The sequence below is a fragment of the Oligoflexus sp. genome, assembly GCF_035638955.1.
In the GTDB taxonomy this organism is placed as follows: domain Bacteria; phylum Bdellovibrionota_B; class Oligoflexia; order Oligoflexales; family Oligoflexaceae; genus Oligoflexus.
Map to the genome: position 1 here is coordinate 1 of NZ_DASQYZ010000155.1, position 14,338 is coordinate 14,338.

Genomic DNA, 14,338 nt, shown 5'->3' on the forward strand with positions numbered 1-14,338 from the left:
GTCCGGACACGCGATCCACTTTATGCAACCTGTTGGCTTGAATCACATAAAGATTGTCACCAAGCATGGCCGAAGACGTCGCCCCAGACCAGTCTGAAGGGCCCAGAATTTTCTTGGCTGCGTTAGGCGAAGACGCCGCTACGCACTGGAGCATACCGTTATGAGTCACGTAGAGAGATCCGCCTTGACTCAAATATTGTGTCTCCGCAGCACTGATATGGCCGCAATCGTACAGACCTTCGGCCAACGCCGCATCTGCCTTCCGATCCGCATCTCGTTCCAAACGAAGTGAATCATGAATATTAAATTTTTTGAGCTTTCCCAGCTCCTGGCCGGAATTGCAGATGTATTCGACTAGGAAAGCCTTCCGGCCCTTTTTATGCCACATGCTGAAGTTCATGCAACAGCCAGGCAAGGTCATGCTCGCTATTTTCGATATCAATGTAGGTCGGGAAGAAGATCTTATTATCCAGCGTAATGGCTGTATCAGGAGGCGTCCCGGAGACACTTTGATGAACTTCAACCCAATTGGGATCAATGCCATAGTGTTTGTCAATCACGCCGTGCAGACAGGCAGGAATCGGCATGCGCCCCCGGCTGTTGCCACTCAGTTCCCTTTTGTAGGGGTCCATGCTGGCCAGGACCAAGGGCGACAAGGTCGAGGCAGCGACACAACCCGAGGTTTCCAAAACGCCACCTAGAACGTCGCCAGCAGCTTCTGCCACGGGCTCCACGATATCCTTGATTTGGCATTTATGGGGTTTCCTCCAGGAACATGCTTGACCATATTGGCTGGCAGTGATGCCCGCAAAGGCTGCCGCTATTTTAATGATCTGAAATAAATTCATGCATTTCTCCTTGTCCCGGCTTGCAACGGGATTGGTTCCAGGTTGAATGGCGTGGATTCAGGGTACGAATCCGAAGCTCATGGGAACCACACCTTGAGAAATATTGCAGTGATTTGTAAACCAGGAGAGATAGAGGGACATGGCTTACGCAGTTGGACCGCGTTGCCGCACATTCTTCATCAGCCGGCTGATAATATTCACCAGGTTTTGTTTCTTGATGGGCTTGACGAGATAGGAATCACAACCAGCCTGAATAGCAGCATCAATATCGGTCTGTAGTACAGATGAGGTAAAGGCGATCACCACCGCACGGGTCAGATGTTCATTATGCTCATGCTCACGGATCAAACGGGTGGATTCGATACCACCCATGACCGGCATGTTGAGGTCCATGAGAACGATATCAAAATGGCCTTTTTTAAAGGCTTCAAAACCCTTCTGCCCATCCTCGGCAAAGGTGAGTTGCCAGGGGAACGTTTTCAGATAGATCCGAACCAGATCATGATTATCTTCGGAGTCATCGATGTAAAGAATACTCAGTGGGCGCTCGATACTGTGATCCAGATCCTGCGCCGGAGCCTGGCCCTTTTTCCAGCTCACAAAAAATCGGGTGCCCTTGCCGAGCTGGCTTTCCACTTCGAGCTTGCCTTGACTCAAACTGATAAACTCGCGACAGAGTCCAAGGCCGAGGCCGGTACCACGCTCGTCCTTGGTGCCTTTTTCGCTGAACCAACCGTCCCTTTGAAAGAGCTTATCAATATGCAGCGGCGCGATGCCAACACCATTGTCCTCGATCATCATCAGGATGCGATCGCGATCATCCGTGGCGCGACACAGGATATAACCTTCGTCCGAGCGCGTGAATTTAATGGCGTTGGCCACGAGGTTACGGATCACGGTCGACACCATCATGCGATCGGCATAGACCCAAATATCAGGGCTGAGTTGAATGTCGAGGCGAATGCCTTTCACCTTGGCATTCACGCGCATCAGATCAAAAACCTCCAGGACGATCTCCCGCAGGTTATGATTTTCCCATTTGACCCGCATGCCTCCGGTTTGCACCAGGGCCCACTGTAAAAGATTCTCCAAAAGACCATGCGCTTCTTCGGCTGACACAGAAATCTTATCGACCATCTCCCGCAGCTGCTCGGGACCTAACGAATCGAGACTGTCGCTGATGATGCCGCTATAGCCTTTCAGAGCATTGAAAGGACTTTTCAAATCGTGGGCGATGATGGAAAAGATCCGATCCTTGGTCGCGTTGTTGCGCTCCAGGGCCTTGTTGGTTTCGGCATATTTTTCGATGATATCCTTGAGGTCCGCCGTCCGTCGTTCCACCTGGTTTTCCAAATCCCGTACCGAATCCTTCAATCGGCGGGCCATGCTGCCCATGGATCGGCCCAGCTGTCCGATCTCGTCCTCCCGCTCCGAATTTAACAGAGAACGAAAGTCGCCGCTCTCCAGGATAGCCGCTGCATTATTCAGCTGCAGAATGGGACGCGTAACCTGGGAGCCGACCAGAAAATTAAAAGCGAGCACAACCACCAGGAGAACAAGCAAGGCCAGCACAAGACTGGTGGCCGAATCCTGGAGCAGCTGCTCATAATTTTTTTCGGGTGCGATGGTCACCACAATCAAATCCTGAACCCGCGAAACCGCCGCAAAAAGTGGACCGGCGCTGTCATGAATCTGCAGCGTGTGGGAGCCATTCAAGGTCTGAAGGTTACCAAATCGATCCTGCAGCGCCTGCACCGTGCAACGCAGAAAACAGTCCTGATGCAGAAATACATTGCGATCACGCCCCGTTTTTGCATAAAGACGATCGTTCGCAAAAGGAGAATGCGCGATCAAGGTGCCATCCGGTTTCAAAACAAGAATGGTCGCCCAGTGTCCCGAAGCAATGTGTTTGAGTTGTTCCTGACGTTGGCGTGCGATGTCCGGAGCAGCCTCAACCTGATTCGACCAGCCTTGGACCATCAGCATCGAGATGGATAGGGATTTATTCGCAGCCTCTTCCGTCATCGACTGCAGAAAATGTGCGGACTGGCGGATGGAGAGCCACGAGACAAAAAGAAGAATGATCAGCCCCACCCCGAACAGGTGCGCCGTCAGAAAAAATTGGAGCCGACGAGGCTGCCACCAGACTTGCATTCTTGACCCTCTTTACACCGCAGCAGAAAGGCTTATCGGTCTGCAGGGTTCCGGGTTCAAGCTGGTGGCTTTGCTGATTTGGAAAATTTAGACGAATTTAGGTTGGAGGTCCGTGAGATAAGCTTTCATTTGACTGATCACATTCCGACAGTTATCATACTGGCGACTTCCAGCGGCATGCTCCAGGGCTTTGGCCATTTCGCCTAAACCAAGCAAACCGTAGCCAGATGCGTTGCCGGCGAGCTTGTGACCTATTTGGCGCAAAGTTTCAAAATCTTTTTTCTCCAGAGCGCTTTGGATTTTCACCATGTCTTCTTCGCGGTTACGAAGGTAGCGAGGAAAGACATCCTCCAGCTCCTTATCGACTTCGACGATCATCCAGGCCCTCCCTTGCCATAATGGATCACCAGCTTCCTTTATATTATAGCTTAGGTCCTCGACCTCCGGTTGACAAAGTCGGGGGAGCTTCTATAATTTGCAAACTTTTCTGGTGGCTGACCGCCTGCGTGCCGTCCGCTGCTTACGTAGCATCCAGCAGAGCGATGAGCCAGGCACAGCACCTGGGACGAACAAACAGCGTCGCTTTGCCTTAATCAGAGGTTGATATGAAGGCACAAGTCGAAGAAGTAAACACGGTCCAACGCCGTATCAAGGTGGAACTGTCGGCCGTTGATGTTAAGAGCGCTTTCGATTCCGTGTACCGCAAGCTGCAGCAGAAAGCTCGCATCAATGGATTCCGTCCCGGCAAGGCCCCTATGAATGTCATCCGTAAGATGTACGGATCTTCGATTGCCTACGATGTCGCCGATCAATTGGTTCGCAATCACCTGTTCAGTGCCATCGAGCAGCAGTCTCTGCGCCCTATCGCCGCACCAGTGCTGGAAACCATGGATCTTCCTAAAGAAGATAATGACTACAGCTTCAGCGCTTTGGTTGATATCCTGCCTGCACTGAAAATCGACGGCTACAAAGGCCTCAGTCTTGAAGCACCAGGCTCTGAAGTCGGTGATTCTGATGTCGAGCGCGAATTGGAAATGATTCAGCGCCGCCACGCCAAGACTAAAGACACGGATGAAGGCACTGCGGCCGGTCCCAACCATATGGTGACTATCTCGCAGACAGCCCAGGTCGATGGTGAAACCTTCCCTGAATTCAGTTTTGAAAGCGTTCCGGTTGAGCTAGGCAAAAAATACCTCCTGCCTGAGCTGGAAGAGGCTCTCACGGGTATGAAAGCTGGCGAAGACAAGCAGCTGTCCATTCAGGTGCCCGAGCATGTCAACGACAAGAGCAAAGTTGGCAAGACCGCTCAATGCACAGTCAAATTGGAAAAAATCGTTGAGATCGTGCTACCAGAAATTAATGATGAGCTGGCCAAGGACATGGGTGTTGATTCCCTGGATGCGCTGAAAGCCAATATCCGTGACCGTTTGCAGCGCCAGGCAGAAGGCGCCAAGCGCAGTCAGCTCGAAACCGCCATATTCGACCAACTGTCCGCTGCGAACAACTTTGAAGTGCCACCCTCGATGGTGGATCAGGTGATCGACAGCATGTTCGACGAAATGGAATTCGAGAACGATGTGCAGCGTAAAGCGGCCAAGGCCAATGAAGAGGAGCGCAAACGCCTGCGTGACACCGCCAAGCAAAGAGCCAAGAACACGCTAATTCTTTCTGAAATCATCAAATCGGAAAGTATTACCGTGAACGACGCTGACTTTGACTCCTACGTCAAAGAGCTGGTCGGCGGCGGAAATGGCGGCAAGGAATTGGATGCCAAGCTGGTCGACAGCATCAAAGCTTCCATGGGTCCGCACGCCCGTGAATCACTACTTTTCAAGAAAGCTTTGGACTTCGTAATCGACAGTGCCAAGGTCACCGAGACCCGTCCCTCCACTTAAGTGTTTAATTTCAAAAATTCTTTCTGCTAGAATAAACTCCAGTCCAAAGCAGGACTGGAGTTTTTTTTTACGTCGACTTCAAAGCCTATCTTCTGCCCAAAAAGGAAGGATTTTTTTTCTTCTAAAGACTTCTAGCCGTCCGTCGAAAACTTATATGGTTTTATTCACCCTGTTGGTGAAAGCCATGAGGGACGCGGCGTGGAACCAATTGCGGTTCGGCGTTAGGAAGCATCTTGTCTTTGGCTGAGTTGTGGCTTAAGTTAAAGCATGTATGTATTGACAACTGCAACAGATTTTGTGGTTCGATACACGAAGCTAAACCCCGTGCTGGATAAGGAAGTGGGAATGGCCATCATACCAACTGTCGTGGAACAAACGAACCGAGGGGAGCGAGCCTGGGATATATATTCCCGCTTGCTTATGGAACGGATCGTGATGCTGGGCTCGCCGATTTACGATGAAGTTGCGAATACCATTGTAGCGCAGCTTCTGTATCTCGAGAGCGTGGATCCTGAAAAGGACATCAGTATCTATATCAATTCGCCCGGGGGGTCTATCACAGCCGGATTGGCCATCTATGACTGTATGCAGTTGATTCGTCCGGACATCCGGACCTATTGCATTGGTCAGTGCTGTTCAATGGGGGCTTGGCTCCTGGCTGCGGGTAGCGCGGGCAAGCGTCACGCTCTGCCGAACGCTCGAATCATGATCCACCAGCCTCTGGGCGGTGCCGGTGGCCAGGCCACGGACATTGATATCCAGGCGCAGGAAATCATCCATATGAAGAAGAAAATGACGGGTATTCTGTCCAAGCATACCGGTCGTTCCGAGGCCCAGATAACTAAAGATATCGACCGCGATTACTTCCTGTCGGCAGAGCAGGCAAAGGAATACGGGATCGTCGATCACATCATCTCTCCGGGAAAAAAACCGAAGAAAGATTAATCGAGGCCCCGTCGGTCTATACTAGACAGACTTGGCAGAGAGCCTAAAGGGAGAGCAATTCTATGGCCAGCAAAGACAGCGGTTTGCATTGCAGCTTTTGCGGTAAGGGTCAGAAAGAAGTCAAAAAGCTGATTGCAGGTCCGAACGTCTATATCTGCGACGAATGCATTCAGCTTTGCAATGACATTATCGCCGAGGAAGTCGAGAAAGAAGAACTGCTGAACACCAGCAACAAGATACCGAACCCGAAGGATATCAAGCGCATCCTCGACGAGTACGTTATCGGCCAGGAGCGAGCCAAGAAGATCCTCTCTGTCGCGGTGCATAACCACTACAAGCGTATCGATCACAAGTCGACGGGCGATGAAGTGGAACTGACCAAGTCCAACATTCTTCTGATCGGTCCTACTGGTAGCGGTAAAACGCTGCTGGCGCAAACCCTGGCGCGGATTCTGAACGTTCCCTTCACCATCTCCGATGCAACCAACCTCACTGAAGCGGGTTATGTCGGCGAAGACGTTGAGAACATCATTTTGAACCTGCTCCAGAACGCCGACTACGATGTTGAACTGGCGCAACGTGGCATCGCCTATATCGATGAGATTGATAAAATCGCTCGTAAGGGTGACAACCCATCGATTACCCGCGACGTGTCGGGTGAGGGTGTCCAGCAGGCCCTATTGAAAATTATTGAAGGTACGATCGCCAACGTTCCTCCCCGCGGTGGCCGCAAGCATCCCCAGCAGGAGTTCTTGCAAGTGGACACGTCCAATGTCCTCTTCATCTGCGGTGGAGCCTTTGCCGGGTTGGAAGACATCGTTGCGCAGCGGATTGAAACGAGCTCTCTGGGCTTCGGCGCAGAGATCCAAAGCAAACGTGAGCGCAACGTTACCGAGCTCCTGAACAAAGTCACAACTGGTGACCTTGCGAAATTCGGCCTTATTCCTGAGTTTATCGGTCGTTTGCCCGTGATCTGCTCTCTGGCAAGTCTGACTGAAGAAGCGATGATCGACATTCTCACGAAGCCGAAGAATGCTATTGTTAAACAGTTCCAGAAGCTCTTCGATTTCGAAAACGTGAATCTCAAATTCACCGAGGGCGCTATGCGTGCCGTGGTGAAGGAAGCGTTGAAACGCAAGACGGGAGCCCGCGGTCTGCGTGCGATCCTGGAAGAGTCGATGCTTGAGATCATGTATGAAATCCCTTCCGAGAAATCCATCAAAGAGGTGGTGATTACGGAGGAGCTTATACTCAATGGTGCGCAAGCCATTCTCGTTTATCGCACGCCGGAAGAATTGGCTGCAATCACCGCAGCCGCTGCGCGCGAAACGAAAGACCGGGACTTCGGTACGGGTTCGACTTGAGTTAAACCCGCAAGTTCTTCCCCCCAACCAATCTCAACAGTTTTAAAAGAAAGGCTCGAAAGAGCCTTTTTTAAATTTTGGCGGCGAGTAATAAGGGCTGTCTTCCTCGATTTTATTGCGCTAAGATACTTATATGAGATCATCAAGTAGAGCGTAAGATTGAACGGCACCAAGCCTGACAGGGACTGGTGTGCGATCACTCATGAGGAGGCAGACAGAATGTCGGATGAGTCCAAAGACCCTGTTAGCAAGCCAGAGGCCGTCAGAATACCATTGCTTCCTCTGCGCGACATCCTGGTCTTTCCATCGACCGTCGTGCCTTTGTTTGTCGGTCGTGAGAAGTCGATTCAGGCGCTCGAGCAGGCAATGAGTACGAACAAAGAGATCCTGCTTGCAGCGCAGATTAAAGCCAAAACCAACGAGCCGGCGCCCGAGGATATCTATGCCATCGGCACTATCTCCACAATTTTGCAGCTTTTACGCCTCCCCGACGGGACAGTCAAGGTACTGGTCGAAGGTCAGAAAAGGGCACGTATTACGGAATACGTGCAAACCGAAGACTACTTCCTGGTGAAAGCCGAAGCGCTGCCAGAACAAAAGTCCGCGGGTGTCGAGAACGAAGCCCTGGTCCGCACCGTTAAGATGTCCTTTGACAACTATGTGCGTTTGAACAAACGCATCCCACCCGAGATGCTGCTCTCGATCGCTTCCATGGAAGACGAATCGAAACTGGCAGATACCCTGGTGGCTCACCTGAGCAACCTGAAGCTTCAGGACAAACAACGCCTTTTGGAAGAAACCAATCCAGCCAAACGTCTGGAAGATCTCTATGGCTATATCCAATCGGAAATCGAAATCATGCGGGTCGAGAAAAAGATCCGCGCTCGCGTCAAGCGTCAGATGGAAAAGACTCAGAAAGAGTACTATCTGAACGAGCAGATGCAGGCCATCCAAAAGGAACTCGGCGACCGCGATGACGGCCGTCAGGAGATTTCGGACTTGGAAAACGCGATCAAAACTCGCAAGCTGACCGACGAAGCTCGCGAAAAGTTGAACAAGGAAGTCAAGAAACTGAAGCACATGTCCCCGATGTCTGCGGAAGCCACTGTGGTCCGCAATTACATCGACACTGTGCTCTCGCTTCCGTGGAAGGATTTCTCGGAAGAAATCCGCGACACTGTGTATGCCGAAGACGTTCTGAACCGGGATCACTTCGGTCTGGAGAAGGTCAAGGATCGTATCCTTGAGTATCTATCCGTCCGTGTTCTGGTCGACAACATGAAGGGCCCTATCCTTTGTCTGGTCGGACCTCCCGGTGTTGGTAAAACCTCATTGGCCCGCAGCGTGGCCACAGCCACCGGTCGTAACTTCGTCCGCGTTGCCCTTGGCGGCGTACGCGACGAAGCGGAAATCCGCGGTCACCGTCGAACCTATATCGGTTCGATGCCCGGCAAGATCATCCACGCCCTGAAAAAGGCTGGTAAATCGAACCCTGTGATCCTGCTCGATGAGATTGACAAGCTGTCCCAGGACTTCCGCGGCGACCCATCGTCGGCTTTGCTTGAAGTTCTGGATCCGGAGCAAAACCACACCTTCAACGATCATTATCTGGATTTGGATTATGATCTGTCGAACGTCCTGTTCCTCGCCACGGCCAACTCACTGCACACCATTCCCCGGCCTTTGCTGGATCGTATGGAAGTGATTTCGCTGTCGGGTTACACCGAAGAGGAAAAGGTTGCGATCTCGACTCAGTATCTGATTCCCAAGCAGCTCAAGGAAAACGGCCTGGACCAACAGGACGTGACCTTTGTGCCCAAGGCTACGCACGAACTGATTCGCTACTACACCCGCGAATCCGGTGTGCGTAACCTGGAACGCGAACTGGCTTCGATCTGCCGTAAAGTGGCCCGCAAGCACATGAAGAAAATCGAGGGCGATGCCCACGACGAACTCAAGGCCAGGCCGGGTAACGAAGGCAAGGAAATGAAGCCGCTGAAGGAAAAGCTGAAGATTGCTGCCAACAGCATCAGCGAGAAGATCAACGAAAAGTCGGTGAACAAGTACCTCGGGCCGCGCCGCTATCGTATCGGCCAGCAGAACGATCATCACGAAATCGGGATGTGTACGGGGATGGCCTGGACCGAAGTCGGTGGCGATCTTCTGGTTTCCGAAGTGGCTGTGGTGCCCGGCAGTGGCAAGCTCACGATTACCGGTAAACTCGGTGAAGTCATGCAGGAATCCGCTCAGGCCGCACTCAGCTATGTGCGTTCACGAGCCAAGTTCCTGAACATTGCCGAAGATTTCTACACCAAGGTGGATCTGCACATCCACGTTCCAGAGGGTGCGATTCCCAAGGATGGTCCCAGCGCTGGTATCTGTATGGCCACCGCTTTGACCAGTGCCTTGACCCACCGCCCTGTGAGCAAAGATGTGTCGATGACCGGTGAAATCACCCTGCGTGGCCGCGTGCTGCCCATCGGTGGTTTGAAAGAGAAGATTCTTGCGGCTCACCGCGGTGGAATTAAGAAGATTATTCTGCCGAAGGAAAACGAGAAGGATCTGATCGACATTCCAAAGAACATTCTGAAAGACCTCACCATCGTAGCCGTGGAACATATGGACCACGTTCTGATGCACGCTCTGGTCTGGAAACATCCAGATCAAAGCAACGAGGTTCAGGATGAACTGTTTGAGAAGCTGAAAAAAGTGACAGAAGCCGAGACCGACGAGCTGTCCTTTGCGCATTGACTCCTGTTTCCTGCACGTTACTTAGCTGAAGGGCGGGTTTATACCCCGCCCTTCTTTTTTATTTCTTCAGCACACCCTTGGCTCCCCCACCGACGAGCAGAACCAAATCCTTCAGAACTTTCGGCAAGGACATCCGACTGGGAATGGCCATATAAATCGGCCGCCACTCCGGTTCGAACTTATCCTTGAAGCGGCGCAGACCCTGGAAATTATAAAAATGCTCGCCGTAACGAAAGACCAGGCGACCGAGGCGGTGCCACAGGGGAGCGAAGCGCTGTTGTTTCAGGCCGGACAGCGGCGCCATTCCAAGGCTGAAGTGGCGAAAACCTTCCTTCTGCGCCCAGAGGATCATCTGCAAAAAGAGATAGTCCATGACCCCCGGAGGCGCGCTATTGCTGTATCGCATCAGGTCTGGTGATACCTCATTGTGATCCGCACTGACCCAAAGATTGGCAAAGGCCACGATTTCACCCTGGACCTTCACCACTGCAAAAGGGAAATGGGCCAGGTAAATTTCATCGAATCGACCCAGGGAAAAACTTTTTTCCGCAGCGTTCTTGGAGGCCATCCAATCCTCCGATATTGTTTTGAACACAGGCAAAAGCTCCCGCGCTTCCTCGCGATTCAAGAGGGCGAACTGCAGACCCTCTTTCTCAGCTTTGTTGAGCGTGCTGCGAAGTTTTTGGCGGGATGAACCGACCAGACTGAATTTGGCCAGAGGCACCAAGGCTTCCTCACCGATCTTGGCCATGCTTAGACCCAGATCCAAATAGAGATGCAGATTCTCGGGCTGCACCTGATAGAAGACCGGTCTTGCGGTGTAGTGGCGGCATTGCTCACGAAATTTCCAGATCAGATCGGCCCATTCCGACTCGGGTCCTACCGGATCCCCCATCACGATCCAACTGCGACCCTGAGCGGCATACATCAGGAACGTGGTTTGGGTGTCGTTAAAGAAAAAAGACTTATCATCCAGAAACGCGAGCTTCGCATGGGTGGAGGGGCTTTTTTCCACGATGGCCGTAACCTTCGAAAGATCAGCCGGCGTGACCGGAATCCTTTCGGGCTGGGCCACACGAAACAATCGCCAGGCGCCGAAACAAAACGCGACAATAGCCACGCCGACCATACTGCGATAGAACCGCGGCGCATCGTCATTGACGGCAAACTTCCACCAAAGGTCCTCGGAAAAATCGATGTGCTTATACGAAAAATTGCCGAGCCAGAACGTTCCCACCAAAACCAGAAGGATGGCAATCATCCAATCGAAACTGAAGGAAACCTGCAGAAGTGATGACTTCCGATAAAAATAACGCCGGCTGGGAATGAGGATGATGAGTTCCACAAGCAAGGCACTGAGTGTGGCGGGACTTGCGCCCTGCAGTACCGAAACGATCAAACCGAAAGCCAGCGTCCCGACCGTGAGCAGATACGCGGCATCCAGGCGGCGACTCAAGCCCCAGGCCAGATACAAAAGTCCCAGTCCAGCCAGGCTCGCCAGAAAATGGGAAACTTCGACCACGGGCAGGAGGAGATAGTTTTCCAACCAGGGGAGATAAGAGAACGGCGTTGTTCCTGAAATCAAAAGAACCATGCCGGACATAAACACCAAAGCGGCAAATATCATCGGCACAATACCCGACGCATAAACCTGAGCCGCCTCTTTCACACGTGCAATCTCTTCGCGTCGATGTCTGTATTCATAAACAGCCAAAGTCGTCGCCGCGATCACCAAGGGGAAGGCATAGAAAAGGGCACGAAAGACCACGAGCGAACCGAGGAATTCCATCCCAGGCGCAGCCCGTGACAGCAGCCATAGCATGGCACCATCAAAGACTCCCAGTCCTCCAGGAACCTGGCTGATCACGCCTGCGAGTTGCGCCAAACAAAAATACTGCAGCAGCTCAACAAAAGATACAGGACTCGCCTCCGGCATCACTCCATACAAAACCAAAGCGAAAAAAATCCATTCGGCGGCGCCGAACAGAATTTGCAGAAGGCCAATCGACAATCGCGGGAAAGTAAATTTCCAACGGCGCAGTCGTACGTCCCGCTGGCCTCGGCATAGACTGAGAAAGCATGCGATGATCACCACTGCACCCAGGCCGAGGGCCCAGATTCCTGCCATGGGAATAAAATAAGTCGGTGGCTGCAGACCAAGAAGGAGCGGGAGAAGAAGGCAAAAGCCCAACCAAATACTAAGAGAGGCGATACCGCCCGTCGCAGCGGCCGTTTTTCCTGTCAGGCCCCAGCGGGCATAAAAATTAAAACGAACCGCACTCGCGGTCACCGCCGAGAGCCCCAGACTGTTGCCCAAAGCATGAGCCACTCCCGCTGAAAGTGAGAGACGGCGCCAGGATAACTCATGCCCTCGACTCTTCAGCGCCAGTCGATCCAGTCCTATGAGACAGATATAGGCGAGAATCGTCGCGGCCAAACTCAAGGCGATGGAGGACGGTGGAATCTGAGCCAGGGCGACCCCAATGGCCTGAAAATCCTGGGTCTTCAGGATCCTCTGCATCACCCAGAGGGCCAGACCGAACAGGAACAAACCGACAACTTTTCCTGTCGGGCGCAAAAAGGCCATTTTTTTCATAAGAGCACGCAAATCAAGCATGGAAGATCCCCTCAGAACCAGTCTCACTCGGGAACCATCCTAGCATTCTTGCCCTAAAGCCCCCAGCGTTTCAGGGCCTTCTCCGCATCGGCCACATCCCGGAAGTATTCCATCCCGGCTTTCCGTTTGGTGGTCTTCTGCTCCGGCGGAATCCGGATCAGAATGCCCACGATCTGCTTGGGAAAACGCTTGCGTATCGTCTCATAAACGTCAGGATCCTTTTCGCCGGAATCACCAACGAGCAGGAATTTGCGCTCGGGAAAACGCTGCATGAGCTCCGCGATCGTTGACGTTTTATAGAGCATGGAATCACTCCAAAGGAAATCAATGCCGCTGGAATCCTTCCAACGCAGTTTGCGGAGTGAGAGCGTCCCGCTCGGAAAATGCCGGGATACAAATTCCTGCAGATCCGGGTAAAGCTGCCAAGGCGAAGCGGAAACGTAGTGAAAAACAGCCGCCTGATTCGCCAGCTTCTTATACAGATCGGGCATACCGGGGACCGGTTGAAATTCCCTGTTAAAGGAATTGGCAATCAGAGCCTTGCGATCCAGAACCTGAGTTATTTTAATCGTGTCATCAATATCGGAAACCACAGACAGACCTTGCCTGGGTATCCAAAGGGGTTTGGCCTGTCCCCCCTTATCCCAACCCAGGGTGAGCTGACCGGCTTCGAGGGCGGCGCGGTCCGGACCAGGCAGCGTCAGGTTCCATTCTGTTTGAACATGCCCATCGCTGCCCGTGGTTCCGGCATCCAGAGTTTGGCTGCCGAGGCGCACCTGCAGTTTTTTATGCCGCTCATTGTCCGAGGTGAAACCATGAAGCCGCCTTTGCAGCGTGCGACTTTCTTCGGGAGTTTGACCGGCAGGGAAAAACGGCTTCAAGGATCGAACGAGCGATTGGCGCCAAAGGGAATCGGGTTCAGGCTCAAAAACCCAGGCATGAAAACTGAGATGCACGGTCTGATCTTTTCCTTCGTAGGCAAACGATGGAAAAACAATGACGTCTTCATCCTGACTCAGGGTCTGCGCCTGACCAAGGCCCGATAACGCGCAGAAAAAGCAAAGAAGGACCGAGATTCCAATCGTACGGATAGGCAAGGTGGAGTCTCCCAGGTGAATCGATGAGATTCAACCTTACCTTAACTCCGGGGCGCCCGACAATTGTCGCAGCCACCCCCCGCATTCAGGTCCCAAATCCAGCCCGTTCCAGCTGATCCTGGAACTGTTCCAGCTCGCGACGCCATTTGTCGCGGTACTGACGTCGCATACGAAACACGCGCCCCGAAACCGTGCCCAAAGGTTCACCAAATTCCTCAGCGATCTCCTGCAGGCTTTTGCCTTCGCGGTAAAACTTTTTGAACGTGAGACTGCTCCGATGCTGGGAACTGAGGGCATCGACCTGAGCGGCCAGGCGTTCCAAATAGAGCGCCATGGGTATCCCATCCTGCACAGGTTGCTGCAGACGGTCCTGATGGTCTTCGATAGAATCGGACGCTGCCACCTTATGCTTGCGCCAGAGATCAATGGCGCGGTGACGAGCCGTCGTCACCAAAAAAGCCGACGCGCTGTCAGCATTCAATTTGCGCCCGGAAATCAGATAGGACACAAAGCAGTCCTGCATCAGATCTTCCACGTCGCTGTCATTAACACCGAATTTTCTGAGGTAACGAAGTATTTTGGGTTGAAGCTCACGATAGATTGCGGTGAACTCCGCTGATGCATTGATGGGCGTGACCATAAATGTTTCCCCTTTCTGGGGAGAAGC

11 protein-coding genes are annotated in these 14,338 nt (G+C 52.6%); 4 read left to right on the forward strand and 7 right to left on the reverse strand.

All coding sequences use genetic code 11. The features are described from left to right. The 4 genes from VE954_RS14480 to VE954_RS14495 all read right to left on the reverse strand — a co-directional run. On the reverse strand, positions 1-388 hold a 388-nt coding region (locus VE954_RS14480; RefSeq protein WP_324953924.1), incomplete at its 3' end, for a hypothetical protein. After that, positions 378-848, reverse strand: coding sequence for a hypothetical protein (locus tag VE954_RS14485; RefSeq protein ID WP_324953926.1), 471 nt, complete (start codon positions 846-848; stop codon positions 378-380). The genes VE954_RS14485 and VE954_RS14480, both read right to left, overlap by 11 nt. Before the next feature lie 144 nt (positions 849-992). After that, a complete protein-coding gene (locus tag VE954_RS14490) occupies positions 993-3,002 on the reverse strand; it encodes a hybrid sensor histidine kinase/response regulator (RefSeq protein ID WP_324953927.1) in 2,010 nt (669 codons plus the stop codon). An 87-nt stretch (positions 3,003-3,089) separates the two neighbouring features. Next, on the reverse strand, positions 3,090-3,380 hold the full coding sequence (locus VE954_RS14495; protein ID WP_324953929.1) for an Hpt domain-containing protein: 291 nt from the start codon (positions 3,378-3,380) through the stop codon (positions 3,090-3,092). A 227-nt stretch (positions 3,381-3,607) separates the two neighbouring features. Between VE954_RS14495 and tig the strand changes: the two genes are divergently transcribed. The 4 genes from tig to lon all read left to right on the forward strand — a co-directional run bounded on the left by tig (position 3,608) and on the right by lon (position 9,957). After that, positions 3,608-4,897 (forward strand): trigger factor, encoded by a 1,290-nt coding sequence (gene tig / locus VE954_RS14500; protein ID WP_324953931.1) that lies wholly within the window; start codon positions 3,608-3,610, stop codon positions 4,895-4,897. Between the two features lie 345 nt (positions 4,898-5,242). After that, positions 5,243-5,842, forward strand: coding sequence for an ATP-dependent Clp endopeptidase proteolytic subunit ClpP (clpP, locus tag VE954_RS14505; protein ID WP_324953933.1), 600 nt, complete (start codon positions 5,243-5,245; stop codon positions 5,840-5,842). Positions 5,843-5,904: 62 nt separating this feature from the next. Next, positions 5,905-7,206: an ATP-dependent Clp protease ATP-binding subunit ClpX gene (gene clpX / locus VE954_RS14510; protein WP_324953935.1), complete on the forward strand. Its 1,302-nt coding sequence runs from the start codon at positions 5,905-5,907 to the stop codon at positions 7,204-7,206. Between the two features lie 219 nt (positions 7,207-7,425). Continuing rightward, complete coding sequence (gene lon, locus VE954_RS14515) at positions 7,426-9,957, forward strand: endopeptidase La (protein ID WP_324953937.1); 2,532 nt, start codon at positions 7,426-7,428, stop codon at positions 9,955-9,957. A 58-nt stretch (positions 9,958-10,015) separates the two neighbouring features. Here lon and mprF read toward each other — a convergent pair whose 3' ends face one another. The 3 genes from mprF to VE954_RS14530 all read right to left on the reverse strand — a co-directional run bounded on the left by mprF (position 10,016) and on the right by VE954_RS14530 (position 14,311). Beyond that, positions 10,016-12,574: a bifunctional lysylphosphatidylglycerol flippase/synthetase MprF gene (mprF, locus tag VE954_RS14520; protein ID WP_324953939.1), complete on the reverse strand. Its 2,559-nt coding sequence runs from the start codon at positions 12,572-12,574 to the stop codon at positions 10,016-10,018. A gap of 53 nt (positions 12,575-12,627) precedes the next feature. Then, positions 12,628-13,671 carry a phosphatidate phosphatase App1 family protein gene (locus VE954_RS14525; RefSeq protein WP_324953941.1) on the reverse strand — a complete coding sequence of 348 codons (1,044 nt, stop codon included), beginning with the start codon at positions 13,669-13,671 and terminating at the stop codon, positions 12,628-12,630. 85 nt (positions 13,672-13,756) lie between these two features. Continuing rightward, positions 13,757-14,311 (reverse strand): RNA polymerase sigma factor, encoded by a 555-nt coding sequence (locus tag VE954_RS14530; protein ID WP_324953943.1) that lies wholly within the window; start codon positions 14,309-14,311, stop codon positions 13,757-13,759. Positions 14,312-14,338: the final 27 nt, after the last annotated feature.

Excerpts from the sequence above, each read along its gene's own strand:
- VE954_RS14485 (WP_324953926.1), bottom strand. The coding sequence starts at position 848 with ATGAATTTATTTCAGATCATTAAAATAGCGGCAGCCTTTGCGGGCATC.
- VE954_RS14490 (WP_324953927.1), bottom strand. The coding sequence starts at position 3,002 with ATGCAAGTCTGGTGGCAGCCTCGTCGGCTCCAATTTTTTCTGACGGCG.
- VE954_RS14495 (WP_324953929.1), bottom strand. The coding sequence starts at position 3,380 with ATGATCGTCGAAGTCGATAAGGAGCTGGAGGATGTCTTTCCTCGCTAC.
- tig (WP_324953931.1), top strand. The coding sequence starts at position 3,608 with ATGAAGGCACAAGTCGAAGAAGTAAACACGGTCCAACGCCGTATCAAG.
- clpP (WP_324953933.1), top strand. The coding sequence starts at position 5,243 with ATGGCCATCATACCAACTGTCGTGGAACAAACGAACCGAGGGGAGCGA.
- clpX (WP_324953935.1), top strand. The coding sequence starts at position 5,905 with ATGGCCAGCAAAGACAGCGGTTTGCATTGCAGCTTTTGCGGTAAGGGT.
- lon (WP_324953937.1), top strand. The coding sequence starts at position 7,426 with ATGTCGGATGAGTCCAAAGACCCTGTTAGCAAGCCAGAGGCCGTCAGA.
- mprF (WP_324953939.1), bottom strand. The coding sequence starts at position 12,574 with ATGCTTGATTTGCGTGCTCTTATGAAAAAAATGGCCTTTTTGCGCCCG.
- VE954_RS14530 (WP_324953943.1), bottom strand. The coding sequence starts at position 14,311 with ATGGTCACGCCCATCAATGCATCAGCGGAGTTCACCGCAATCTATCGT.